16 protein-coding genes are annotated in these 22,602 nt (G+C 70.9%); 9 read left to right on the top strand and 7 right to left on the bottom strand.

Annotated features, from left to right (window positions below; translation table 11 throughout):
* Positions 1–97: 97 nt before the first annotated feature.
* Entirely contained in the window at positions 98–3,700 is a 3,603-nt protein-coding gene (locus tag AC6JA9_RS17840) for an endopeptidase (RefSeq protein ID WP_483577704.1), read from the bottom strand.
* A gap of 260 nt (positions 3,701–3,960) precedes the next feature.
* Positions 3,961–5,457, bottom strand: a complete 1,497-nt coding sequence (locus AC6JA9_RS17845) for an ArnT family glycosyltransferase (RefSeq protein WP_426746741.1) — start codon at positions 5,455–5,457, stop codon at positions 3,961–3,963.
* Positions 5,458–5,626: 169 nt separating this feature from the next.
* Here AC6JA9_RS17845 and AC6JA9_RS17850 point away from each other — a divergent pair, with 169 nt between their 5' ends.
* Both AC6JA9_RS17850 and AC6JA9_RS17855 read left to right on the top strand, forming a co-directional pair.
* Positions 5,627–7,225, top strand: a complete 1,599-nt coding sequence (locus tag AC6JA9_RS17850; RefSeq protein ID WP_497960257.1) for a xylulokinase — start codon at positions 5,627–5,629, stop codon at positions 7,223–7,225.
* Positions 7,226–7,242: 17 nt separating this feature from the next.
* Positions 7,243–8,772 (top strand): pyridoxal phosphate-dependent decarboxylase family protein, encoded by a 1,530-nt coding sequence (locus tag AC6JA9_RS17855; protein ID WP_483577707.1) that lies wholly within the window; start codon positions 7,243–7,245, stop codon positions 8,770–8,772.
* Here the strand turns inward: AC6JA9_RS17855 and srmL are convergent.
* The 5 genes from srmL to AC6JA9_RS17880 all read right to left on the bottom strand — a co-directional run bounded on the left by srmL (position 8,760) and on the right by AC6JA9_RS17880 (position 13,793).
* On the bottom strand, positions 8,760–9,917 hold the full coding sequence (gene srmL / locus AC6JA9_RS17860; RefSeq protein WP_497960259.1) for a PheS-related mystery ligase SrmL: 1,158 nt from the start codon (positions 9,915–9,917) through the stop codon (positions 8,760–8,762). The two genes, AC6JA9_RS17855 and srmL, sit on opposite strands and share 13 nt — an antisense overlap.
* A 287-nt stretch (positions 9,918–10,204) precedes the next feature.
* Positions 10,205–10,942, bottom strand: coding sequence for a dienelactone hydrolase family protein (locus tag AC6JA9_RS17865; RefSeq protein WP_141327136.1), 738 nt, complete (start codon positions 10,940–10,942; stop codon positions 10,205–10,207).
* A 24-nt stretch (positions 10,943–10,966) separates the two neighbouring features.
* Positions 10,967–12,142 (bottom strand): iron-containing alcohol dehydrogenase, encoded by a 1,176-nt coding sequence (locus AC6JA9_RS17870; protein WP_370640410.1) that lies wholly within the window; start codon positions 12,140–12,142, stop codon positions 10,967–10,969.
* On the bottom strand, positions 12,139–12,456 hold the full coding sequence (locus tag AC6JA9_RS17875; protein ID WP_141327140.1) for an antibiotic biosynthesis monooxygenase: 318 nt from the start codon (positions 12,454–12,456) through the stop codon (positions 12,139–12,141). The genes AC6JA9_RS17870 and AC6JA9_RS17875 overlap by 4 nt, the downstream gene beginning before the upstream one ends.
* Positions 12,457–12,548: 92 nt before the next feature.
* Positions 12,549–13,793 carry a heparin lyase I family protein gene (locus AC6JA9_RS17880; RefSeq protein ID WP_473569307.1) on the bottom strand — a complete coding sequence of 415 codons (1,245 nt, stop codon included), beginning with the start codon at positions 13,791–13,793 and terminating at the stop codon, positions 12,549–12,551.
* 435 nt (positions 13,794–14,228) lie between these two features.
* Between AC6JA9_RS17880 and AC6JA9_RS17885 the strand changes: the two genes are divergently transcribed.
* Genes AC6JA9_RS17885 through AC6JA9_RS17915 form a run of 7 tightly spaced genes read left to right on the top strand, consistent with a single transcriptional unit; the run spans position 14,229 to position 22,463 of the window.
* On the top strand, positions 14,229–16,481 hold the full coding sequence (locus AC6JA9_RS17885) for an AAA family ATPase (protein WP_497960260.1): 2,253 nt from the start codon (positions 14,229–14,231) through the stop codon (positions 16,479–16,481).
* Positions 16,482–16,540: 59 nt separating this feature from the next.
* Positions 16,541–17,488, top strand: coding sequence for a L,D-transpeptidase family protein (locus AC6JA9_RS17890; protein ID WP_473569306.1), 948 nt, complete (start codon positions 16,541–16,543; stop codon positions 17,486–17,488).
* Between the two features lie 37 nt (positions 17,489–17,525).
* Positions 17,526–18,671 carry an LOG family protein gene (locus AC6JA9_RS17895; protein WP_223750129.1) on the top strand — a complete coding sequence of 382 codons (1,146 nt, stop codon included), beginning with the start codon at positions 17,526–17,528 and terminating at the stop codon, positions 18,669–18,671.
* A gap of 42 nt (positions 18,672–18,713) precedes the next feature.
* Positions 18,714–19,469 (top strand): HAD family hydrolase, encoded by a 756-nt coding sequence (locus tag AC6JA9_RS17900; RefSeq protein WP_223784717.1) that lies wholly within the window; start codon positions 18,714–18,716, stop codon positions 19,467–19,469.
* A complete protein-coding gene (locus AC6JA9_RS17905) occupies positions 19,460–20,254 on the top strand; it encodes an STM4013/SEN3800 family hydrolase (protein ID WP_223750127.1) in 795 nt (264 codons plus the stop codon). The genes AC6JA9_RS17900 and AC6JA9_RS17905 overlap by 10 nt, the downstream gene beginning before the upstream one ends.
* Positions 20,255–20,265: 11 nt before the next feature.
* Positions 20,266–21,582, top strand: coding sequence for an STM4012 family radical SAM protein (locus AC6JA9_RS17910; protein ID WP_223750205.1), 1,317 nt, complete (start codon positions 20,266–20,268; stop codon positions 21,580–21,582).
* Positions 21,579–22,463, top strand: coding sequence for an STM4011 family radical SAM protein (locus tag AC6JA9_RS17915; RefSeq protein ID WP_223750126.1), 885 nt, complete (start codon positions 21,579–21,581; stop codon positions 22,461–22,463). The genes AC6JA9_RS17910 and AC6JA9_RS17915 overlap by 4 nt, the downstream gene beginning before the upstream one ends.
* Positions 22,464–22,602: the final 139 nt, after the last annotated feature.

The raw sequence follows: 22,602 nt of genomic DNA on the forward strand, positions 1-22,602 counted from the left end.
TCCGGCGGACCGCCCGGAAGCCCTCGTCATCCATCCCTGCTGTCACTCACCCGCGTCCCTCCGGCCCGCTTGCACCGGAGGGGACGGGAGGCGTCGGTCAGCGGCCGGCGGGAGCCGCGCGGCCCTGGGACGTGGTGGACTTGCCCGAGTCCGCGGAGGCCACGGCCGCGCCGACGGAGAAGACCATGTCGTCGCGATCGTTGTAGCTGCCGCTGGCGCAGGCGCTCGCCGTGCCGGTGAAGCGGAACTGCGGGCGGATGGCGTGCGTGCCCGCCGTGTTGGCCAGGTTGAACGTGTGCGTGAACTTCTGCACGCCGCCCGCCGGGCAGACCACGCCGGTGACCAGGGCCGTCCACGTCGGGGACGCGGCGTTGGTCGTGTAGTACAGGTCGAAGAAGTCGGAGGAGCCGGTGCTGTAGCACCACACCGTGACCTCCACCGTCACCTGCTTGCCCGCGGCGAACGGACCCTGGTCGACCGTCTTGATGACGACCCGGTCGATGCTCTCGTCGCCGTGGTAGGAGCCGGAGGTGCCGTCCGCGCACGAGTCATTGATGGTGTTCGGCTGGTTCGGCTCGATACCGCCGGACATCGAGCCGCGGCCGTTGACCAGCGTGGGGCCGGTGTCGCAGCCGCACACCGTGCCGCACGTGGGGGCCTGGCGGGTGGTGTCGAACGTGGCGAGCGTCGGCGTGCAGACGGTGGACGTGGTGAAGCTGCGCACGGCGCTGAAGGCGCTGGTGCCGCAGACGTCCGCCGCCCGGGCCCGCCAGTAGTACGTCGTGGCGCTGCTCAGGTTGGGGGACACCGTCCAGTTGCTGGTGGTCAGCGCGTTGGCGGAGCGGACGATGTTGGCGAAGCCCGCGTCCGTGGCCACCTGCACCTCGTACGTCGCCGCGCTCGGCACGTCGGCCCAGTCCAGCGCCGTGGCCGAGGCCACGCCCGTGGCGCCATCCGCCGGGGACGCGAGCGTGGGCGCGGAGAGCGCCACGCAGCCGCGCGTGGTGAAGCTGGACGCCGTGGACCAGGTGCCCACGCCGCCGCACGAGTTGTTCGCGCGCACGCGCCAGTAGTAGGTCGTGTTCACGTTGAGCGACGGCGTCACCGTCCAGGTGCTGCCCACCAGCGAGTTGGCGGACGCCACCACCGTGGCGAACGTGGGGCTGGTGGAGACCTGCACCTCGTACGTGGACGCACCCGTCACGTCGTTCCAGTCCAGCACCGTGGCCAGCTCCGCGCCGGTGGCGCCGTTGGACGGCGTGGACAGGGTGGCGACGCCCGGCGCCGCGCAGACCGGCGTGGCGCACGTGCAGGCGCTCGCCGCGCCGTAGCAGGCGTTGGAGGACGCGGGGACGATGGAGTAGCAGTACTCGCGGCCGTTGGCGACCTCGGTGTCCGTGTAGCTGGTGCCGGAGACGGTGGCGACCTTCGCCTTGCCGAAGTCGCAGCCCATGCCCTCGGTCTTCATCACCCAGTACTCCGTGGCGCCCGCGGAGGCCGTCCAGTTGAGGGACACCTGGCTATCACCCGCCGTGGCGGTGTGCGTGGGCGCCGCGGTGGGGCCGGACGAACAGCCGGAGTTCACCGGGGTGATGGTGTTACAGGCGATGTTGTGGCGCGCGAACGCGGAGTGGATGGCCGTCATGTGCGGCGTGCCGTCGTTCAGGTTGCCGTTGTCGTCGTCCGCCGCCAGCCACTGCATGTAGCCGTTGGTGGAGCCGCAGCCGTCGGACGTGCCGCCCGAGCAGTTGCAGGCGTGCCAGGCGCCGATGTTGCCGGAGCCCTGGTAGAACAGCTTGTTGCCGACGATGAACGCCGTGTTGGAGTCGTAGTTGAACGGCGCGGCCGTCAGGTCACGCGTCACCAGGTCCCACGCGGCCTGACGCGCGGGCGAGGCCGCGCAGTGCACCTGGCGGCTGCAGGGGCCGGAGCCGGACGAGCACATGGGGCACACGAAGTTCTGCGGCGTGGCCGGGGGCGCCGGCACGAGCGTCGGAGCGGACGGGGTGGCGTACAGGGCCGCGCCCCAGTCCGCGTCGCGAACGCCGGAGCAGCGCGTGTCGCACCACTTGTAGCCGGAGACCTGCGACTCCTGCTGGTTGTAGCCCGAGCCGTCCGGCGTCTGGCCGCAGCCCAGGTTGGACGTGTGGAAGAAGCCGTAGCCGACGCAGGAGGTCTGCAGGCGGTAGATGGCCGCGATGTCCGCGTAGCCCTCGCTGGAGCTGGACAGCGAGCCGTTGGCGTCGAAGTCATCCAGGCCGTGGCCCCACTCGTGGTCGAACACGGCGCCAATCTCACCCGTGTTCCGGCAGCCGCCGCCGCTGCGGTAGAAGTTGACGGACGTGCCGTTCCAGAAGGCGTTGCACGTGCTGTTGATGTTCACGTTGGCGAGCAGCTGCTGCTGCAGCCACGTGTTGTTGGGCAGGTAGCCGCGGGCCTGCTCCGCCAGCTTGTTGAGCTCGTAGAAGCTGGAGCGCGACGCGGCGGTGTTGCCCGGGGACGTGCCGGTGGGCACCGTGCAGTCGTGGTCGTTGTTCACGCCGCCCAGGGCGATGGTGCCCGTGGCGGAGCTGACGTTGATGGCGCCGCAGCCGTCGGACACGCGGACGTAGCGGCCGGCGAGCGACGTGGTGGTGGTGCCGGAGCTGTAGTTGAAGACGCCGGCGCCGTCCGTGAAGTTGTTCGGCGAGGCCAGGCCCGTGTTCGCCCAGGGCATGGGCGAGTTGGGCTTCATGGTGCCGCACACGGTGTTGTCCGCGCACGTGCCGATGTTCGTGGACGGGTAGATGCCGCCGTTGATCTGCGCGTCGAGGTAGTGGTTGTCGTCCTCGACGGCGAGCGTCTCGCCCGAGTTCGCGTCCACCGTGACCTTCCAGCGCTGGTGGCCGTTCGGGTCCTGGAACCCGTAGGCGTACACCAGCTGGTGCTTGTAGCCGGTGCCCACGGCGCCGGCGAAGGACTCACCTTCCGGCGCGACGGGGGCGATCTCCAGCGTGGGCTGCTGCCACAGGCCCTGGGGGCTGGTGTTCAGGCCCACGAAGCCGTTGCCGGCCACCAGCGCGTCACCGGCCGAGAGCGCCGGGCGGGTCTCGATGCCCACCGTGGCCCACGCCTCGGTGCCGACGAGGACGAGGTTGCCGTGGCTGATGGTCGCCGCGATGCGCGCGTGGCGCACGGGGATGCCGTTGACCACCTGGCCGATGTGCACCTGCCAGAGGTTGTCGTTGATCTTCGTGACGCGCGGCGCGCTCATCTGCATCACGTCGAGGTTGAAGGCGGCCTGGTTGTCCGCGATGTACTTGAACACCAGGTCACCGACGACGGACTCGTCCACCTCCGCCACGGAGCGGCCGATGGCCTCGCGCACGCTGTCGAGCGTGACGCGGTTGCGCACGCCCTTGCCGGGGATGATGGGGTAGGCGCCCTCGATGCCCGACGGCGTGCCGGTGCGAGGGTCGATGTGGACGCGGAAGTCCCTCCCGTTGCGCTTGAAGAAGTCGTCCCAGCCTCCCACCGCCGCCTTGTCCAGCGTCTGCTGGGCCTGCTGCAGCGGCATGTTCTGGATGGGAAGGTAGAACTCCGGCTTGAAGAAGGCCTTGTCGGCGACGGCGCTCGGTCCCGCCTGGGGGGGCTGGACCGCCCAGCTCGTCCCTGACAGGAGCAAGGCAAGACATGCTGCTGACACCTGGGTGTGGCGCATGCGGTTCTCCTCTATGGGGGTCCCGAGGGGCGGACCCCGAAGGCTCCGGTGCGGAGCCCGCAGACGCCTTACTGATGCCCCGCAGAAAATTGAATATGGCTTATTCCCAGAGATTCGTTCCAGACATGTGCTCTAGGGAAAACGCGGGGTAGGAGTGTTGACTGGCGAACACTTCGACGCACCCTAAGTGAATACCGCTATGGCGCTGGGCGCGTATTTGTGCCACCCTCATCCAAATTTTATTGACAGGTTGTTCTGGCTCACTTCGGCCAGATGCGCACCCAGTCGTCCTGGATGAGCTTGCCGCTGGTGCGGTCCGTGCTGCCGCTGGCCATGAAGCCGCGGGGCGCGCCGAGCGCGAGCGCCCCGGCCTCCACCCACAACAGGAGCAGCAGGACGCCCGCGACCGCGGGCACGCGCAGGGCGAGCGCGGGCCTTCGCGCGGTGAGCGCGACGAGGGGCAGCAGCAGCAGCGGGAGCAGGGCGGGGAAGATGGTGAGCAGGCCGCGCGTGTAGCCGAAGAAGGCGGCGGTGATGAGCGCCCGGTGCAGGACGACGAGCGACAGCAGGCTGAAGGCGCGCCAGCGGGGCGTCACGGACAACAGGACGCCCGCGACGAGGAGCGCGACGAGCGGCCACTTGAGCGCGCCGCCCTCGGGGACGAAGAGGTCCACGGGCGCGCGCGAGCCGCTCAGGCCCGAGGGCAGGTTGGACGCGCCCAGGCCCAGGCTCAGTCCATCCAGCCACCGTCCCAGCTTGGCGCTCCACAGCCGCGCGGCGTCGGCGGGGTGCTCGCGCATCCACGCCAGGCCCACCGCGTAGCCGTGCAGGAGCAGGTGTCGCTGGGCGGTGTTGGCCACGTCCAGGTGGCCGTCCTGGCCCAGCTGGTTGACGGAGTCCGGGGTGAAGCCGCCGGTGGCGCCGGCGTGGTTCGCCATGGCGAAGTTGATGGGGCCGTACACGGTGACGGGCGCCATGACGGGCAGGGGCTCCAGCGCGGGCGTGCTCGCGTTGAGCTCCTGGAGCACGCGCGCGTTGCGCAGGGCCCACGGCGCGAGCACCAGCGCGGACACGAGCACCGCGGCGCCCCAGCGGGTGGCCAGCGACGTCAGCGGCGTGGAGCCCCGGTACAGCCAGGCCCACGCGAGCAGGAAGGGCCACAGGTACAGGTGCTCGGCGCGGGTGAGCGAGCCCAGTCCCATCGCGAGCCCCAGCAGCACGGCGCCGACGGGCGTGGGCCCCGCGCGGTGGCGCAGCACGAGCGCGAGCGTGGCGGTGAGGAAGAAGGCGTACAGGACCTCGTTGCTGTACGTGGTGGACAGCACCAGCCAGCCGAAGCTCGCGGCGAACAGGCCCGCGGCCACGAAGCTCCACGCGGTGCCCAGCAGGCCCCGCCACCACGTCCACGACAGCGCCACGGTGGAGGCGCTGAGCGCGGCGAGGCACAGCTTGTACGGATAGGCGTTGCCCTGGGGCTCGCCCAGCACGCGGTACAGCAGGCCCAGGAGCCACGGGAACAGGGGCGGGTGGTAGGGCAGGGTGGCGGAGCTCGCGAGGCCCCGGGCGTGCTCGAGCGCGTACGTGTGGAAGAAGCGCGAGTCGCCGTAGAAGAAGATGGAGAAGGGCCAGGCGCGGTCCGGCGCGGACTGGAGATACAGCCAGCGCAACAGCAGGCTGAGCGAGAACGTCACCGCGACACCCAGCGCCACCGGGTGCCGCTGCCACAGCTCCCTCGCGCTGACGACGAACCGGCGCATGCCACCCCCAGGGGAGGCGTGCACGCTAGCACCAAGGCCCGGGGCGGGGCCCGTCGTTCAGAAAAGCGCCCTTGCCCCGACTTGTGGATGGCAAGGGGCACGACGCGCTTCCTAGAGTCCGGCCCGCCGTCGTGCTTGGGCGGCTCCCCATTCCGGCTCGGAGGGCCGAGTGTCCCACGCAGGTGACAAGTCCATCCTGGCCATCGACCTGGGTACCTCCGCCGTGAAGCTGGCGGTCGTCACGCTGCGCGGGCGCATCCTCGGGGGCGAGGTGGAGCCCCTGGCGCTGGACTTGTTGCCGGACGGCGGCGCGGAGCAGGACCCGGAGGCGTGGTGGAGCGCCATCGTCCGGGGCACGCGCAGGCTGCTCGGCGCGGGGGCGGTGTCCGCGCGCGACATCATCGGCGTCAACTGCAGCTCGCAGTGGTCCGGCACGGTGGCGGTGGACGAGCAGGGGACGCCGCTGCGTCCGGCGCTCATCTGGATGGACTCGCGCGGGGCGCCCCACGTGAAGCGCGTGGCGGGGGGCCTGGTGCCCATCGAGGGCTATGGCGTCACGCGGCTGTTCCAGTGGATCCGCCTGACGGGCGGCGTGCCGAGCCTGTCCGGGAAGGACCCGGTGGGCCACATCCTCTACCTCCAGGCGGAGCACCCGGAGGTCTACCGCGCGACGTACAAGTTCCTGGAGCCCAAGGACTGGCTCAACCTGAAGCTGAGCGGACGCTTCGCGGCGTCGTACGACTCCATCACCCTGCACTGGGTGACGGACAATCGGACGCTGGGCCGCGTGGACTACGACGCGGGGCTGTTGCGCATGTCGGGCCTGCACCGCGAGAAGCTGCCGGACCTGGTGCCCGCCGCGAGCGTGCTGGGGCCGCTGAGCCCCCGGGCCGCGAGCGAGCTGGGGCTGAGCGAGGACGTGCGGGTGGTGACGGGGGCGCCGGACATCCTCGCCGCGGCGGTGGGCTCGGGCGCGGTGCGCGACTTCGAGGCGCACCTGTGCGTGGGCACGTCGTCGTGGCTGTGCTGCCACGTGCCGTACAAGAAGTCGGACCTGTTCCACCAGATGGCGTCCGTGCCGTCGGCGCTGCCGGGGCGCTACCTGCTCGCCAACGAGCAGGAGTCCGCGGGCATCTGCCTCACCTTCCTCAAGGACAACATCCTGTATGGCCAGGCGGGCCGGCCCGAGGGGCAGGAGGAGGACTCCGCGGAGGTGTACCGGTTGATGGAGCGCGAGGCGAGCCAGGTGCCCGCCGGAAGTGACAGGCTCATCTTCCTGCCCTGGCTCAACGGCGAGCGCAGCCCGGTGGACGACAAGTCGCTGCGCGGCGGGTTCTTCAATCAGTCGCTGAAGACGACGCGGGCGCACCTGGTGCGCGCGGTGATGGAGGGCGTGGCCTTCAACTCGCGCTGGCTGTTCACCTACGTGGAGCAGTTCGTCGGGCGCAAGCTGGAGTCGCTGCGCATCATCGGCGGAGGGGCGCGCTCGGCGCTCTGGTGCCAGATTCACGCGGACGTGCTGGGCCGCTCCATCCAACAGGTGGACGAGCCGGTGCTGGCCAACGCGCGCGGCGCCGCGTTCCAGGCGGCCGTGGCGCTGGGGGAGCTGACGGTGGAGCAGCTGCCCGCGCTCGTCCCCGTGGCGCGGACCTTCGAGCCGGACCCCGCGAACCGCGCTCTGTACGACGAGCTGTTCCGCGAATTCGTCAACCTCTACAAGAGCAACAAGGCCATCTTCGCGCGGCTCAACCGCGCGCGAAGCGCCTGAAGGCCCAGGAGCCGCGCATGGCATTGCCCGACCCCAAGTCGCTGAACCTGCTGAACCACGTCCCGCCCCGCCTGCTGTCGGCGGCCGAGCGCTATCTCAAGGCCGTGCCGCTGGTGCGCGACCTGCTCTCGAAGGAGACGGACACGCTGCTGTCGGAGCTGGAGGGAGGGCTCAAGCCGTACCGGGGCAAGATGCCCGCGTTCGACCGGCTGCCGGTGACGGGGCGCTCGCGCGAGGAGGTGCTGCGCGAGCTGCAGGCGCTGGAGTCGCAGGAGGAGGAGCGCTGGCGGGACGGCAAGGTGTCCGGCGCCGTGTACAGCGGCGACTCGGAGCACATCGACTTCCTCAACCGCGTCTACGCGCTGCACTCGCAGAGCAATCCGCTGCACGCGGACCTGTGGCCGAGCGCCACCAAGTTCGAGGCCGAGGTCATCGCCATGGCCGCGACGATGTTGGGCGCGGACGCGGCGAACGCGGGGCGCCCGGCCTCCGAGCACGTCTGTGGCTCGATGTCCTCGGGTGGCACCGAGAGCATCATGCTCGCCATCAAGACGTACCGGGACTGGGCGCGGGAGACGAAGGGAATCACGAAGCCGGAGATGGTGGCGCCCTCCAGCGCGCACCCGGCCTTCGACAAGGCGGCGCACTACTTCGGCGTGAAGATGGTGCGCGTGCCGGTGGGAGCCGACTACCGCGCGGACGTGGCCGCGACGAAGAAGGCGCTCACCCGCAACACCATCGTGCTCATCGGCTCGGCGCCGGGTTTTCCCCACGGTGTCATCGACCCGATCGCCGAGCTGTCCGAGCTGGCGCGCAAGAAGCGCATCGGCTTCCACACCGACGCGTGCCTGGGCGGCTTCGTGTTGCCCTTCGCGAGGAAGCTGGGGCGCGAGGTGCCGCCGTTCGACTTCCGGCTGCCGGGCGTGACGTCGATGTCCGCGGACACGCACAAGTTCGGTTACGCGGCGAAGGGCTCGTCGGTGGTGTTGTACCGGGGCACCGAGCTGCGCTCGCATCAGTACTTCACGGCCACGGAGTGGCCCGGCGGCATCTACTTCTCGCCCACGTTCTCCGGCAGTCGTCCCGGCGCGCTCATCGCGGTGGCGTGGGCGTCGCTGGTCAGCATGGGGGAGCAGGGCTACCTGGAGGCCACACGCCGCATCCTCGAGACGGCGGATACGATCAAGCAAGGCATCCGCGCCATCCCCGAGCTGCACGTGCTGGGGGACCCGCTGTTCGTCATCGCGTTCGGCTCCGAGACGGTGGACATCTTCAAGGTGATGGAGCGGTTGGGTGAGCAGGGGTGGAGCCTCAACGGGTTGCACAAGCCCGCGGCGGTGCACCTGTGCGTGACGTTGCGGCACGCGCAGCCGGGCGTGGCGGAGCGCTTCCTGTCGGACCTGCGCGCCGCCGTGGACCACGTGAAGGCGAACCCCGGCCAGAAGGGGACGATGGCGCCCGTCTACGGCATGGCCGCCGCCGTCCCCTTCCGTGGCCTCGTGAGCGACTTGCTCAAGAAGTACATGGACCTGCTCTACAAGGTCTGAGGCGCCCTGGGACGTGGGCGCGCGGCCCACTCCCACGTGGTCCCCTGGTGCAGCGTGGCGTAGATGTCGTCGCGCAGCTCGTTGCACTCGTCATGCGTGAGGGTTCGCTCCAGGGAGCGCAGCACCACGCGCAGGAGGACGTTCTTCTGGTCCGGGCGGAGGGCCAGGCGCTTCATGGCGTTGGGGTGGAGCTCGGCGTAGGGCGTCTGGCTCACCACCTCGACGCTCTCCACCAGCTCCGCCCGTGCGCCCAGCGCGGCGCGGACGGCGTCGCCCAGCTCCTCCGCCGTGCGGTGCTCGTCGATGACCAGGGACATGTCGCGGCGCACGGCGGGCATCGAGGACACGGGCTGATAGGGCGTCAGGTCCAACAGCTGCGTGGCGATGCGTGGGTCGGTGGAGCGCAGGAGCCGGATGTCGTCCAGGCCCTTGCGCAGCATGAGGATGCGGTCGAGTCCCAGGCCCATGGCGAGTCCGGTGACGGGGCCCGCCTCCAGGACGCTCTCGGCCAGCAGGGCGGGGAGCGCGAGGCCGCACTCGCCGATCTCCACCCAGTCGTCGCCGTCCCGGACGTCGATCTGCAGGCCGTCCGTCGTGTACGGGTGCACGGCGTCGGTGAGCTTCAGCTCGCGTCCGGGGAGGAGTGCCTGGACCACGGTGGCGATCATCTGGCGCAGGTCCTGGGGGGTGAGGGGCGGGCCACGGCGGATGCGCCACAGGTCCATCTGATGGGGCTCGCCGGTGTGGAGCCGGTCGATGCAGTCGCGTCGATAGACGAGGCCGGGACAGGCGACCAGTACGTCCTCGGGTGGGGAGGAGGCGAGGCGGCGCAGGACGCCGGGAATCATGGCGGAGGTCTGCGAGCGCAAAAGGGCGGTGTCACAGACGTATCGGGTGTAGCGCGCGTCGCGGGCGACGCCTCCGGGTGGGTAGTGGAGGCGGTCGTAGTTGTCGGCGATGGAGACGACGGGGCTTTGTCGATGCGTCAGGACCTCGCAGCGCCAGGCGGTGCGCAGGGCGTCGAGCGCGGAGGCGACGAGGAGCTGGAGGGCGTGAGGACCCGAGGCGGGGTCGGTCAAATCGCGAACGGACAGGGCGCGCCGAAGCTCCTCGGCGCTGAGGACGGCGATGGGAAGGGACGACATGGGGAAGACCTCTCGGAAGCGAACGGGAAACGCAGCGGTCTCCGGCACGCCGAGCGAGGAGTCCGCCAGGCGTCACCGGCCTCGGATGCCCCCCCGGCGGCTCCGGGTGGGCGTCGCGCCAGACGGCGTTTCGCCAACGAGAGGTGCGTGCGCGCTCAGAGCAGCACGGCCTCCCGACACCCGAAGGGGGCCGGGGGGCGGCTAAATCGACGAGCAATCACGACGCGAACCATGGGCGTACGAATAACGCTCCCGCGATTTGCTGGCAAGAGGGCCTCGGGTGGGCCTCACTTCGCCAGCGTGCGTCCCATGACGTCGAGCAGCTCGCGCCAGTGTTCCTCGGCGGCCTCGGGCTGATAGGCGGCCGAGTCCTCCACCGCGTAGCCGTGGCGGGCTCCCACGTGGAGTCGGGACTGGTGTCGCACGCCGGCCGCCTTCAGCGCTGCTTCCAGTCGCTGGATGGCATCAGCCGGCATGGAGGCGTCCTGGTCCGCGTGGCCGAAGACGAGCTCGCCCTTCACGTCGCCCAGGCGCAGGTGAGGACTGTCCGGCGAGTCCGTCGCGAGTCGACCGCCATGATTGGACACGGCGGCGGCGATGACGTCAGGGAAGTCCGCGGCCAGCCGCACGGCGATGCCGCCGCTCATGCAGTAGCCGGCGACGCCGACCTTGGGGCCACGCACCTGAGGAAGCCGCGCGAGGAAGTCCAGCTCCGCCGCGCCGTCCGTGCGCACGCGCTCCGGCGTCAGCGTGGCGATGAGCGCGTAGATGCGCTTGCGGAAGGCCTCATCCGCGAAGGAGCCGTTCAAGTCCAAGGTCGCGGCGCGCCCCTCGCGATAGAAGACATTGGGCAGCAGCACGACAAAGCCGGCGTCCGCGAGCCGCTGGGCCGCGTGCTCGAAGGCGGGGCGGATGCCCATCGCGTCCGTGAGCAGCAGCACGGCGGGCCAAGGGCCGCGTCCTTCGGGCTGGAACAGCTTCGCGTCCATCGTTCCATCAGGCGTGTCGAGGTCGATGTCTTCCATAGGGTTCCTCGTGAATGCCGGGGGCTACAGCGCACGGGTGGCGATGTGCGTGAGCTCCGCGTCAGTGAGTGGAAGCGGGTTGGCCTTCATGCTGCTCGCGGCGCGCGCCTTCGTCACCAGCTCCGGCACCCGCTCCAGGCTCAGTCCATGACGAGCCAGGCCAGGGATGCGCAGCGCTCCCCGCAAGGACTCCACCCATTCGATGGCATCCTCGGCGCTCGCGCCCTCGCGGCCCGTGAGCAGCGTCGCCAGCTCCCGGTAGCGCGGCAGCGCCGGGTGCTCGGGAGCACGCTCCCGCAGCGCGCGCAGATTGGTCTCGAGCACCGCGGAGAGCAGCGCCGCGCAGACCGCCCCATGCGGCGCATCGAACATGCCTCCGAGCGGCGCCGCGAAGCCATGCACCGCACCCAGCCCCGAGTTGGCCAGACACAGTCCACCGAAGAGGCTGGCCAGCGCCAGGTCCTCTCGGGCCTCGGCATCCGGCTCCGTCGACAACACAGCCCGGCGCAGCGAGCGCGCGGACCGACGCAACCCCTCACGCGCCAATGCGTCCGTGAGCGGATTGGCGCGCGCGGAGAGGAACGGCTCGATGAGCTGCGACAACGCATCCATGCCACTGGACGCGAGCACCGACGGCGGCGCGCCGATGAGCAGGTCCGGGTCCACCAACGCCACCCGCGGCAGCAGCTGCGGTCCGCGCAGGCTCGCCTTCACCTGCGCCTCCTTCGACCCCAGCACCGCGTTGCGTGTCACCTCCGACCCCGTGCCCGCCGTGGTCGGAATCGCCAGGAAGGGGAGGGCCACCCCGGTGAGCGGCTGTCCGCGGCCGATGACCTCCAGGTAGTCCAGCGGGTCGCCCCGCTGCGTCGCCAGCGCGGCGAGCGCCTTGCCCGCGTCGAGCGCGCTGCCACCTCCCAGCGCCACCACCGCCTCGCATCTCGCCGCCGCGAGCACCGACAGCCCACGCCGCACCACGTCCACCGTGGGCTCGCCCTCCACCGAGAACGTGCTCACCACCAACCCCTGCGCCTCCAGCGCCGTCTGGAGCCCGCGCGCACGCCCGGGGTTCTTCCCTGTCACGAGCAACACGCGCTCCGCGCCCAGGCCGCGCACCAACGCGGGGGCCTCCGACAACCTGCCCGGTCCGAAGACAATCCGCGTGGCGGTGGCGAACTCGAAGACCGCGGGGCCCGCCGTCACCACCCGGCGTCCTCGGGGAACAGGTTCACGTACTTCCGGCTGGTGCGCGGCTCCGCCATCATCGGCGCCACCGTGTCGCGCCAGCGCAGGTAGTGCGCCGTGTCCTTGTGCGCGGCCGGTGCCTCGGCGCTCCGGTACACCTCCACGAGCACGAACCGCGTGGCGTCCTCGCTGTCCTGGATGACATCGAAGCGAGCCACCCCCGGCTCCTTCACGCTCTCGCGCGCGTTGGCCAGGGTGGCTTCCCGGAAGGCGTCCACGTGCTCGGGCTTCACGTGGACGTGGACATGGACGACCCGCAGGGTGTTGGGCATGCCCCGAAACTACTCCGGGCCCGGGCCGCGTGGGGACGCGACCAGGACCCGGAGGTTGAAACCGTGTGGAGTGCCGTACAGCCGTCGCCGGGCTACGGCGCCTTGACGATGGCCGTGGGGCTCAGCACGTCCTCGAGCTTGCGCGCCATCACCCAGCCATCGTGGTAGACGATGCCGGTGGGGGAGATGGTGTCGTTCCGGTACAGGCCGATCTTCAGGTAGTTGACCTGCCCCTTGTACTGCGTGGCGATGTAGCGCTTGGGCAGCACCAGCTTGCCGTCCACGTACAGCTCCACGAAGCCCACCTTCGCGTCCGCCGACCAGCGCACGTGGAAGATGAAGTCCATCCACCTGGCGCGCACCAGCGGCGCCCGCCAGACGATGGTGCCCGGGTTGCCGCCGATGTTCAGCCGGACCTCGTTGCCGTAGACGTAGAACTCCACCGGCGGCGAGCCGCCCACCGTGTCGCTCTCCTGGTGCCACTGCGTGAACAGCTGCCACGTGTTCACGTTGGGGAACGTGGAGTCGAACATCGTGCTCCAGCGGTAGTAGTACTCGGAGCCGGACGGCTCCTTCGTCATGCGCACCAGCTCGTTGCGGTTGCCGCTGGAGTTGATGGGGTCATCGCCCTTCTTCACCGTGGCCTTCAGCGCGTAGCCGCCCTGGCGCTTGGGTGAGGACACCAGCGCCAGCCGGTCCGAGCTCACCATCTGCGCGCGCGTCCACTGGGTGCGGTCTCCCGTCTCGAAGTCACCCACCCACACCACGCTGCTGCCGGTGGGCGGAGGCGGGGACGTCACGGTGCTGCCGCAGGCGCGGGCCTCCGCGATGGACGCCCAGTCGTTCACGGTGTTGCCCATGACGGTGATGCGCACCCGGCGCGCCGACGTGGTGCCGAAGGAGTACGTCTGCGCCGCGGTCTGCAGCGCGCTCGTGCCGCTGTAGACCTGCGTGTACGTATAGCCATCCGGCGACACCGACACGGTGAAGGTGTTGGAGCGCGTGTTGCCCTCGTGCCAGGCCACCGTGACGCCGGAGATCGACTTGATGGCGCCCAGGTCGTAGTCGATCCACGCGCCCTTGCCGAGCATGCTCCAGCGCGTGTCGAGCCGGTCATCCATCGTGTTGGCCGGCACATTGCCGTCGTGGCCCTTGGCGATGACGGAGGTGGCCGTGAGCTGCGTGCAGTTGGAGGCGGTCAGCGCGGCGGCGGACGTCGCGAACGCGGTGGCCTCCGCGCCGGAGGGGGCCTCTCCCAGCTCATTGTAGTCCTGGGGACCGCACGCGGTGGCGCCAAGGCCGAGCAACGCGCCGGCCAGCAGAAGAGACTGCTTCATGTGGGAACCTCTGGGGGGATTCAAAAACAGACAGACGGGGAGTGTGTCCGGCGACGTCTCACGACGGGCCGACGAGTGATTTCAGTTGCGGGGCTTCTCCAAGGTCACGGCGGGGGTTCGCCGCGTTGCAGCGGAGGACAACCATCGCCTCATTTTATTTCGTATTCAACAGTTCTCGTCGAGCCTGCCTGCTGGGCAGGAAACGCGGCGCGCATACTCGGCGTGTGGGTCTGGGCGATGGCGCTGGAAATGTCTGGCATTGGTGGCGAGCCCATCCATGCCGTGAGGGAAAGGGCATACATCCAGCGGGGGCGTGCGTGCGTGCGGTGGCCTGGAGGGCAGGCCCACAGGCGGATTCAATACAGACGCACAGCCCCCGGGCGCGAGGCGCGTGAAGGGGCCGTGGCGTTAGAGGTTCGGGCTCTGGAGGTGCTCATGACCGCGTCGTCGGGCGTGTGCCTGGCCTGTGGGACACGACTTTCCCCGGGTCTCTCCACGTGCCCGCGCGCGCTGCTGCTCGCGCCCCTGGCGGGCGGGGTGCGCCGCTGGGGGCTCGCCTCGTGTCAGCCGCCGCTCGTGGGGCGGGTGGCGCACCTGGAGCGGCTGAAGTGGTGCGCCGAGGAGGCGCGCCGGGGGCTGGGGCGGGCCATCTGGCTGGTGGGAGAAGAGGGCATCGGCAAGTCGAGGCTGAAGGACGCGCTGGTGGAGTCGCTGTCCGCGCACCGCTTCGACATCTGGGAGGGCAGCGGCTTGGCCCATCCAGGGACTCCGGCGGGGCCGCTGTTGGACCTGCTGGACGCCACGCGCTCGCTGCGGCCGGTGGCGGGCGTGGGGCGCATGTCGAGCGCCGAGGCGGAGCGGGTGGCGGGGTGGCTGGAAGGGCGGCGGTGGCGAGGCGTGCCCGCGAGCCTCTCCGCGGAGAGCATCGCCCTGCTCGACGCGCTCTGCCATGCGCTGCTGCCACACCGGACGCCGCGCGTCCTCGTCCTGGAGGACTGGCAGCACGCGGATGGCCTCAGCCGGGCGATGCTCGAGGTGCTGGTGACGCGGCTGGCGCATGCGCCGGTGCTCGTGCTCGTGCTGGAGCGCACGGGGGCGTCCGTGCCGCCACCGGCCGAGGTGCTGGAGGTGGGAGCGTTGAGCGCGAGCGAGGCCGCCACGCTGGTCTCCGCGCGCCTGCCCGCGGGCCTGCCGCGGGAGGCGCTCTTGCGCGTGGGCGCGGGCCATCCGCGCAGGTTGTTGCAGGCGCTCGCGCTCCACGAGGAGTCGCCGCTGGAGCCGTTGCCCGCGACGGCGGAGCAGGTGGTGTCGGCCCGGTTCCAGGCGCTGTCGGACGCGCGGCGCGAGGCGCTGCGGGTGGGCGCGTTGCTGGGGCCGTGTTTCCCCCGGGCGGTGCTGGGCGCGCTCGTGGGGGGCTTCGCGTCGCTCGCGGGGTTGGAGTCGGGCGGGTGGCTCACGCCCGTCTCGGGAGGCCGCTACGCGAGCGCGACGCGGGCGCCGGGGCTCGAGGCGACGTGGACGGAAGCGGAGCGGGTGGCCTTGCACGCGCGCGTGGCGGAGGCCTACGAGGCGCTCTCCGAGGAGACGCGTCGGCGCGCGTGCGCGGAGGTGGCCCGTCACTGGCTGGGGGCGAAGCGGCCGGAGCGCGCGCTGCCGCACCTGTTGGAGGTCGCCGGGTGGAACCTGGCCGCGATGGAGCCCGCGGCCGCGCTGGAGGTGTACCGCTTCGCGCTGGAGGTGACCTCGCGGCTGTCATTGGAGTCCGCGTGTCAGTGGGGGCGGGTGTTGTGGGAGCGGATGGGGGATGCGCACCGGCTGGCGGGGGAGCGGGGGGAGGCGGAGTCCGCGTGGCGCATCGCCCTGTCCCTCGACGAGGTGGGGGGACGCGGGGGGACGGCCGGGCGGCTCCAGTGCTTGAGCAAGCTGGTCTCGGTGGTGTTGTCGCTGGAGCGCCACGAGGAGGTGGTGGCGCTGGGCGAGGTGGGCGTCGTGGAGGAGTCGTCCGAGGAGGCGCTCGTCGCCGCCGCTTCGTTGGACGCGCTGTCCTCGCTCGCGCTGTGCTGGCTGGGCCGCTTCACCGAGGCGGAGGCGCGGCTGGGGAGCGCGCGCGCGCGGCTGCTCCAGGTGTCGGGGCAGGACGGCGTGGGCCGGGCGAGCGCGGAGGCGTCCCTGCATCGCGCCATGGGGATGCTGCTGATGCGGCAGGGGCGCGCGGAGCAGGCCACGGCGGAGTACGCGGCGGTGCTGCGCTGGACCGAGCGCGCGGGGGACACGTGGGAGCACTCCACGGCGCTGTTCAACCTGGGGGATGCCTACGCGCGCTCGGGGGACCGTGAGCGCGCGGTGCACTACTTCCAGCTCGCGCTGGACTCGAAGGCGCGCACGGGGGACCGGGGCGGCATGGCGTACACGCACCATGGCCTCGCGCTCTTGCACAGCCAGGCGGACGCGCCGGAGCTGGCGAAGGAGGACGCCGTCCGGGGGCTCCAGCTCGCGGGCATGCTGGGAGACCGGAAGCTGAAGTCGCTCCTGCGCTGCGCCCTGGGGCGCGCCCACCTGCGGCTGGGAGAGCGCGAGGAGGCCGCGCGACAGTTGCGGCTGGCCGCGCAGGACGCCGCCGCGGCCAATGCCCACCCGGAGCTGCTCCAGGCCCAGGCGGCCCTGCGCGCGCTGGAGGCCCGGCGCTGACGAGGGGGTTGACGGAACCGTCGGCGCGGCCCGAGTGTCCAGGACACGTGCCTCGATTCGTGCTCCGTCGTGGCGGGCTCCTGTCCTGCCTCCTGTTCGCCCTGGTCACCCCACGCGCGCTCGCCGAGGCGCCGGATGTCTTCGAGGCCTGGCTGCGTCCGGCCCACGCTCCCGCGGACGGGTTCGAGGCGTGGGCGGACCTGGGCGGCGCGAAGCCCGGCGCCGAGGCGCGCTCCCTGGCGCGAGGCCGCGTGGTGGCGGCCACGGGCGAAAGCGTCACCCTGGAACATCTGTATCACGAGAACCACGAGCTCCAGCGCGTGCGCGCCGTGTACTCGGGACTGGCGTCGGTGTCGCTTGAGCGCGGAGCCGGGGTGTCCCGCGGACAGGTGCTCGGGCGCGTGGGGCCGCGGGCCTCGGTGGTGCTGCACACGGACCGCGAGCTGTCCCCGGCGGAGGCCCGGCGCTTCACCCGGGAGCGGGCCCGCCTGCCGCAGCCGTTGGAGGAGCCGGTGCTGGTGCTCATCTCGCACGCTCGGAACGAACTCCGGTTGTACGAGCGGGGCGTCGAGCGGGCGAGGGTGGAGGTGGGCTTCGGCCAGGGCGAGGGACCCAAGCAGGAGCGAGGCGACAACCGCACGCCCGTGGGCATGTACTTCATCGTGCAGACGGTGCGCGGGAACATCACCGGGCCGTACGCGGCCTATTACGGCGGCCACTGGCTGCGGGTGAACTACCCGAACCCGTGGGACGCGAGCCGGGGCGTGAGGCGCGGGTGGCTCACGGAGAAGGCGCGCCAGGGGATTGCGCGCGCGTGGACGGCGCGCGAGGCGACGGACGCGAGCACCCGGCTGGGCAGCGGCATCGGGTTCCACGGCTGGTCGGGCGAGTGGTCCCTGGAGGAGAGCGGCGGGCGGCTGTCCTGGGGCTGCGTCGTGTTCCACCCGGGGGACATCACCAGGCTGTACGAGCAGATGCCCAAGGGCACCATGGTGGTCCTCTTCTAGCCTTCAAGATGGCCGCGATGCGTGGAATCCTTCCGGGGTGATCGAGCTAGAGACTCCCGAGGCCTTCGAGCGGCATCTTCGCGAGGGACACAGCCTCGCCAACGTCGTCATCCAGGGGCTGGACCTGAGGCGCTACACGCGCGAGCTGGGCACGCTGCCGCTGGCGGGCACCGTGTTCCTGGGCTGCGAGCTGGAGAAGGACGCGCTCCAGGCGGCGCTCGCCCACGGCGCGCTCGTCTTCCCGCCCATCTCCGGGGTGCCCTATCAGCCGTACCGGGGCACGCTCTACACGCCGGAGGAGCTGTACGCGGGCTTCGACCCGGCGCGCCCGGAGACGTACGAGGACACGCTCGACGCGCGCATCTATCGCCACTGGGAATCCCACGGCCGGGGCACGCCGCCGACGCTGCTGGAGACGCTCGCGCAGCGGCTGCATGACCACGCGGTGACGGACGCGATGGAGGGCCTGCTCTTCAAGGCGGGGCCGCCGCGCAAGGTGGTGGCCATCATGGGAGGGCACTCCATGAAGCGCGGCATGCCCGACTATCGCGAGGTGGCCACGCTGTCGCGCGAGCTGACGCGCGCGGGCTTCTTCCTGGTGAGCGGCGGAGGCCCCGGCGCGATGGAGGCCACACACGTGGGCGCCTGGTTCGCCACGCGCACGGAGGCGGAGCTCGACGCGGGGCTCGAGATCCTCGCCAGGGCCCCCAGCTATACGGACCGCGAGTGGCTGGCGCGGGCCTTCGAGGTGCGCGGCGCGTTCCCCCTCGGGCCCAAGGACGTCTTCGCCTGCTCGAGCCTGGGCATCCCCACGTGGCACTACGGCCACGAGCCGCCCAACCCGTTCGCCACGCACATCGCCAAGTACTTCGCCAACAGCGTGCGCGAGGACGGCCTGCTCACCATCGCCAAGGGCGGCATCGTGTACGCGCCCGGCAGCGCCGGCACCATCCAGGAGGTGTTCCAGGACGCCTGCCAGAATCACTACAACAGCGTGGGCGTCATCAGCCCGATGATCTTCCTGGGCCGGGAGTTCTGGACGCGCACCCGCCCGGTGTACCCGCTGCTGGCGCAGCTCGCGCAGGGCCACGAGTACGCGCGGCACCTGCTCCTCACGGACTCACGCGAGGAGGTCGTCGAGGCGCTGCGGGCGTACGACCGCTCATCGCCGGCCGCCAGCTGAGCCGCTGGACTTCACCCGCGCCGTGAGGCACGGGAGGATGCGATGCGAAAGAAGGGTGGGCAGTACGCGGACAGACGCTGGATGGACAAGCCCCGGGCCTTCGGGAAGCACGGCCCGGTGCGTCCGAAGGCGCTCTTCTTCGACGTCGACGACACGTTGGTCGACCGAGGGGGCGCCTTCACGCGCTACTTCGAGAGCTTCATGGCCCGCTTCCCGGACGTCTTCCCCGCGCACCGTCGCGCCGAGGACCTGGCCACCTTGCGCGTGCTCGACGAGCGGGGTGGGCGCGACCGGCAGGCGTTCTTCCAGGACCTGCTCGAGCGCTTCCCGGTGGGGCTCTCCGAGAAGGCGGTGCGCGCGGAGTTCCACGTGGGGCTGGCGCGGCAGGTGACGTCGGACCCGGAGCTGGTGGCGTGGCTCGCCGCGCGGGCGGGCCGTCAGCCCGTGGTGGTGGTGTCCAACGGCGCGGCGGACACGCAGCGCATGAAGCTGCTCCACGCCGGGCTCTACCACTGCGTGCCGCAGGGCTTCTTCTCCAGCGAGGTGGGCGTGGAGAAGCCCGACCCGGCCATCTTCCAGGCGGCGCTGAAGCACGTGAACCGCGCGCCCTCGGAGGTGCTCCACGTGGGCGATGACCCGGTGCGCGACATCGTCGGCGCGGGGCGGCTGGGCATCACCACGTGCTGGGTGTCGCACGGGCGCGAGTGGCCCGCGTCGCTGCCTCCGCCCGACTTCACCGTGGAGCGCGTCTCCACGGCCGTGCGGGACCTCGAGCGGGTGCTCTCGACATGGACATGAACCAGGTGGTCGGCTCGCACGACCTGCTCCTCCTCACGCTGGACACCTTGCGCCACGACGTGGCCACCGAGCTGGCCGCCTCGGGGCGCATCCCGAACCTGGCCGCGCTCCTGCCCGGAGGACAGTGGGAGGAGCGGCACTCGCCCGCGAGCTTCACCTACGCCGCGCACCACGCCTTCTTCGCGGGCTTCCTTCCCACCCCCGCGCGCCCGGGTCGCCACCCGCGCCTGTTCGCCATGCGCTTCGAGGGCAGCGAGACGACGGGGCAGGGGACGTGCGTGCTGGATGCGCCGGACCTGGTGACGGGGCTCGCGGGGCGCGGCTACCACACGGTGTGCATCGGCGGCGTGGGCTTCTTCAACAAGCTGAACCCGCTGGGCAACGTGTTGCCGGGCCTGTTCGCGGAGAGCCACTGGGCGCCGGAGCTGGGGGTGCGCGAGCCCCGCTCGACCGAGCACCAGGTGGCCCTGGCGGTCCGTCGCCTGGACGCCCTCCCGAGGCAACAGCGAGTCTTCCTGTTCATCAACATCTCCGCGCTCCACCAGCCCAACCGTCATTACCTGCCGGGCGCCAGCGAGGACTCGCGGGAGACCCACGCGGCAGCCCTGGAATACGTGGACAGTCAGCTCCCTCCCCTGTTCGCCGCGCTGCGGCGGCGGGGGCCGGCTTTCTGCATCGTCTGCTCGGACCACGGCACGGCGTACGGCGAGGACGGTTATAACGGTCACCGCGTGGGTCACCCCGTCGTCTGGACGGTGCCCTACGCGGAGTTCACCCTGCCGTGAGAGCCCGCACCATGACGCGCCTGGAGCAGATGTTGGGAGAGTCGCCGTACGTGGCGTACCTGTATGGGTACCCGCACAAGACGGCCTACCGGCCCTTCACGCCGCCGCTCTCGTTGGAGTCGGTGTGGGCCGAGGAGCGGCGCGACGCGCTGTTCCTCTACTTCCACGTCCCGTTCTGCGAGATGCGCTGCGGGTTCTGCAACCTGTTCACCGCGGCGGGCCCCAGGCAGGACGTGGTGGACGGGTATCTGGGCGCGCTGGAGCGCGAGACGCAGCGGGTGAAGGACGCGCTGGGTCGGGCGAGCTTCGCCAGGCTGGCGCTGGGCGGAGGCACGCCGACGCTGCTGGACGTGGCGGGGCTGAACAAGGTGTTCGACCTGGCGGAGAAGGTGCTGGGGGCGGACCCTCGGAACATCCCGGTGTCGGTGGAGGTGTCGCCGGAGACGGTGGACGCGGAGAAGCTGCGGACGCTGCGCTCGCGGGGCACGGACCGGGTGAGCATGGGCGTGCAGAGCTTCATCGAGGCGGAGGTGGCCGCGGTGAAGCGACCGCAGAAGACGGCGCAGGTGGAGTCGGCGCTGGACCTCATCCGCTCGACGGGCTTCCCGACGCTGAACCTGGACCTCATCTACGGGATGGAGGGGCAGACGCCGGAGAGCTTCCTGTACTCGCTGCGGGAGACGCTGCGCTTCTCGCCCGAGGAGATCTACCTGTATCCCCTGTACGTGCGTCCGCTGACGTTCCTGGGGAAGAAGGCGCGCGCGTGGGATGACCTGCGGCTGTCGCTGTACCGCACGGGCCGGGACTTCCTCCTGTCGCAGGGGTACACGCAGGTGTCGATGCGCATGTTCCGCGCGAAGCACGCGCCGGACGCGGGGGGCCCCGTGTACCGCTGCCAGGAGGACGGGATGGTGGGGCTGGGCTGCGGGGCGCGCTCGTACACGGGGGCGGTGCATTACTCGTCCGAGTACGCGGTGGGCTCGCGCGAGGTGCGCAACATCATCGCGTCGTACAGCGCTCGGACGGCGGAGTCCTTTGGAGAGGTGGGGTACGGCTTCCGGTTGGACGAGGGGGAGCGGCGGCGCAGGTTCATGTTGCTGTCGCTGCTCGCGGAGGGAGTGGACCTGGCGGCGTACCGGGCGCGGTTCGGCGCGGAGGTGCTGGAGGACTTCCCGGAGCTGTTGGAGCTGGAGGCGCACGGCCTGGGGCGCAGGGACGCCACGGGGCTGCGGCTGACGGCGGCGGGGGTGGAGCGCTCGGACTTGATTGGTCCGTGGCTGCATTCGGACGGGGTGCGCGCGCTGTCGTCGGAGTATGCCTGGCGATGAAGCTCACGGTGCTCTATCGGGGGCCGTTGTCGAGCTGCAACTACGGCTGCGAGTACTGCCCGTTCGGGAAGTGGAAGCACACGGACGAGGAGCTGGCGAAGGACCGCGCGGACCTGGAGCGGTTCATCGCGTGGGTGGAGGCGCGCACGCAGGACACGGTGTCGGTGTTCTTCACGCCGTGGGGTGAGGCGCTCATCTGGCCCTGGTATCAGCAGGCGCTGGCGCGGCTGACGCATCTGCCGCACGTGGAGCGAGTGGCGGCGCAGACGAACCTGTCGTGTCGGCTGGACTGGGTGAAGGACTGCCGCGCGGAGAAGCTGGGCCTCTGGGCGACGTACCACCCGGAGTGGACGAAGCGGCCGCGCTTCCTGAAGCAGTGTGAGACGTTGGTGTCGCTGGGCGTCCGGCACAGTGTGGGCGTGGTGGGCTTCCTGCGCTTCGTGGAGGAGGCGGAGACGCTGCGCCGCGAGCTGCCGGCCGAGACGTACCTGTGGATCAACGCGGTGAAGGACGGGCAGGAGGAGCCCTACACGCCCGAGGACGTGGCGCGCTTCACGCGGTTGGACCCCCTGTTCCCGGTGAACAACGTGCGTCACCCGAGCCTGGGGAAGGCGTGCAGGGGAGGGGAGTCGGTCATCTCCGTGGACGGGGAGGGCACGGCGCGGCGGTGTCACTTCATCGACGAGGCGATTGGCAACATCTACGCGCCGGACTTCGACCAGGCGCTGCGACCCCGGCCGTGCTCGAAGGCGACCTGCGGCTGCCACATCGGCTACGTGCACATGGACTACCTGGAGCTGGATCGGGTCTTCGGCTCCGGAATCCTGGAGCGCGTGCCGGCCGAGCCGCTGTGGCGGCGTGAGCCTGTCGCGAGTCGCTGAAGCCTGGGCGTCGCGGCCGCAAAGCTAGACATGGCGCGTCTGTTTGTGCGCTGCACCTGCATGGCCCGGGGCTATTGGGGCGGTTGATGTGAGGGCAGCGGGGGCCAGGTGCGTCGACGGCCCTCGTGTCGCATTTGAA

This window comes from Myxococcus sp. MH1, assembly GCF_059738865.1.

Excerpts from the sequence above, each read along its gene's own strand:
- AC6JA9_RS17910 (WP_223750205.1), top strand. The coding sequence starts at position 20,266 with ATGACGCGCCTGGAGCAGATGTTGGGAGAGTCGCCGTACGTGGCGTAC.
- AC6JA9_RS17840 (WP_483577704.1), bottom strand. The coding sequence starts at position 3,700 with ATGCGCCACACCCAGGTGTCAGCAGCATGTCTTGCCTTGCTCCTGTCA.
- AC6JA9_RS17915 (WP_223750126.1), top strand. The coding sequence starts at position 21,579 with ATGAAGCTCACGGTGCTCTATCGGGGGCCGTTGTCGAGCTGCAACTAC.
- AC6JA9_RS17885 (WP_497960260.1), top strand. The coding sequence starts at position 14,229 with ATGACCGCGTCGTCGGGCGTGTGCCTGGCCTGTGGGACACGACTTTCC.
- AC6JA9_RS17905 (WP_223750127.1), top strand. The coding sequence starts at position 19,460 with ATGGACATGAACCAGGTGGTCGGCTCGCACGACCTGCTCCTCCTCACG.
- AC6JA9_RS17875 (WP_141327140.1), bottom strand. The coding sequence starts at position 12,456 with ATGCCCAACACCCTGCGGGTCGTCCATGTCCACGTCCACGTGAAGCCC.
- AC6JA9_RS17855 (WP_483577707.1), top strand. The coding sequence starts at position 7,243 with ATGGCATTGCCCGACCCCAAGTCGCTGAACCTGCTGAACCACGTCCCG.
- AC6JA9_RS17865 (WP_141327136.1), bottom strand. The coding sequence starts at position 10,942 with ATGGAAGACATCGACCTCGACACGCCTGATGGAACGATGGACGCGAAG.
- AC6JA9_RS17880 (WP_473569307.1), bottom strand. The coding sequence starts at position 13,793 with ATGAAGCAGTCTCTTCTGCTGGCCGGCGCGTTGCTCGGCCTTGGCGCC.
- AC6JA9_RS17845 (WP_426746741.1), bottom strand. The coding sequence starts at position 5,457 with ATGCGCCGGTTCGTCGTCAGCGCGAGGGAGCTGTGGCAGCGGCACCCG.
- srmL (WP_497960259.1), bottom strand. The coding sequence starts at position 9,917 with ATGTCGTCCCTTCCCATCGCCGTCCTCAGCGCCGAGGAGCTTCGGCGC.
- AC6JA9_RS17900 (WP_223784717.1), top strand. The coding sequence starts at position 18,714 with ATGCGAAAGAAGGGTGGGCAGTACGCGGACAGACGCTGGATGGACAAG.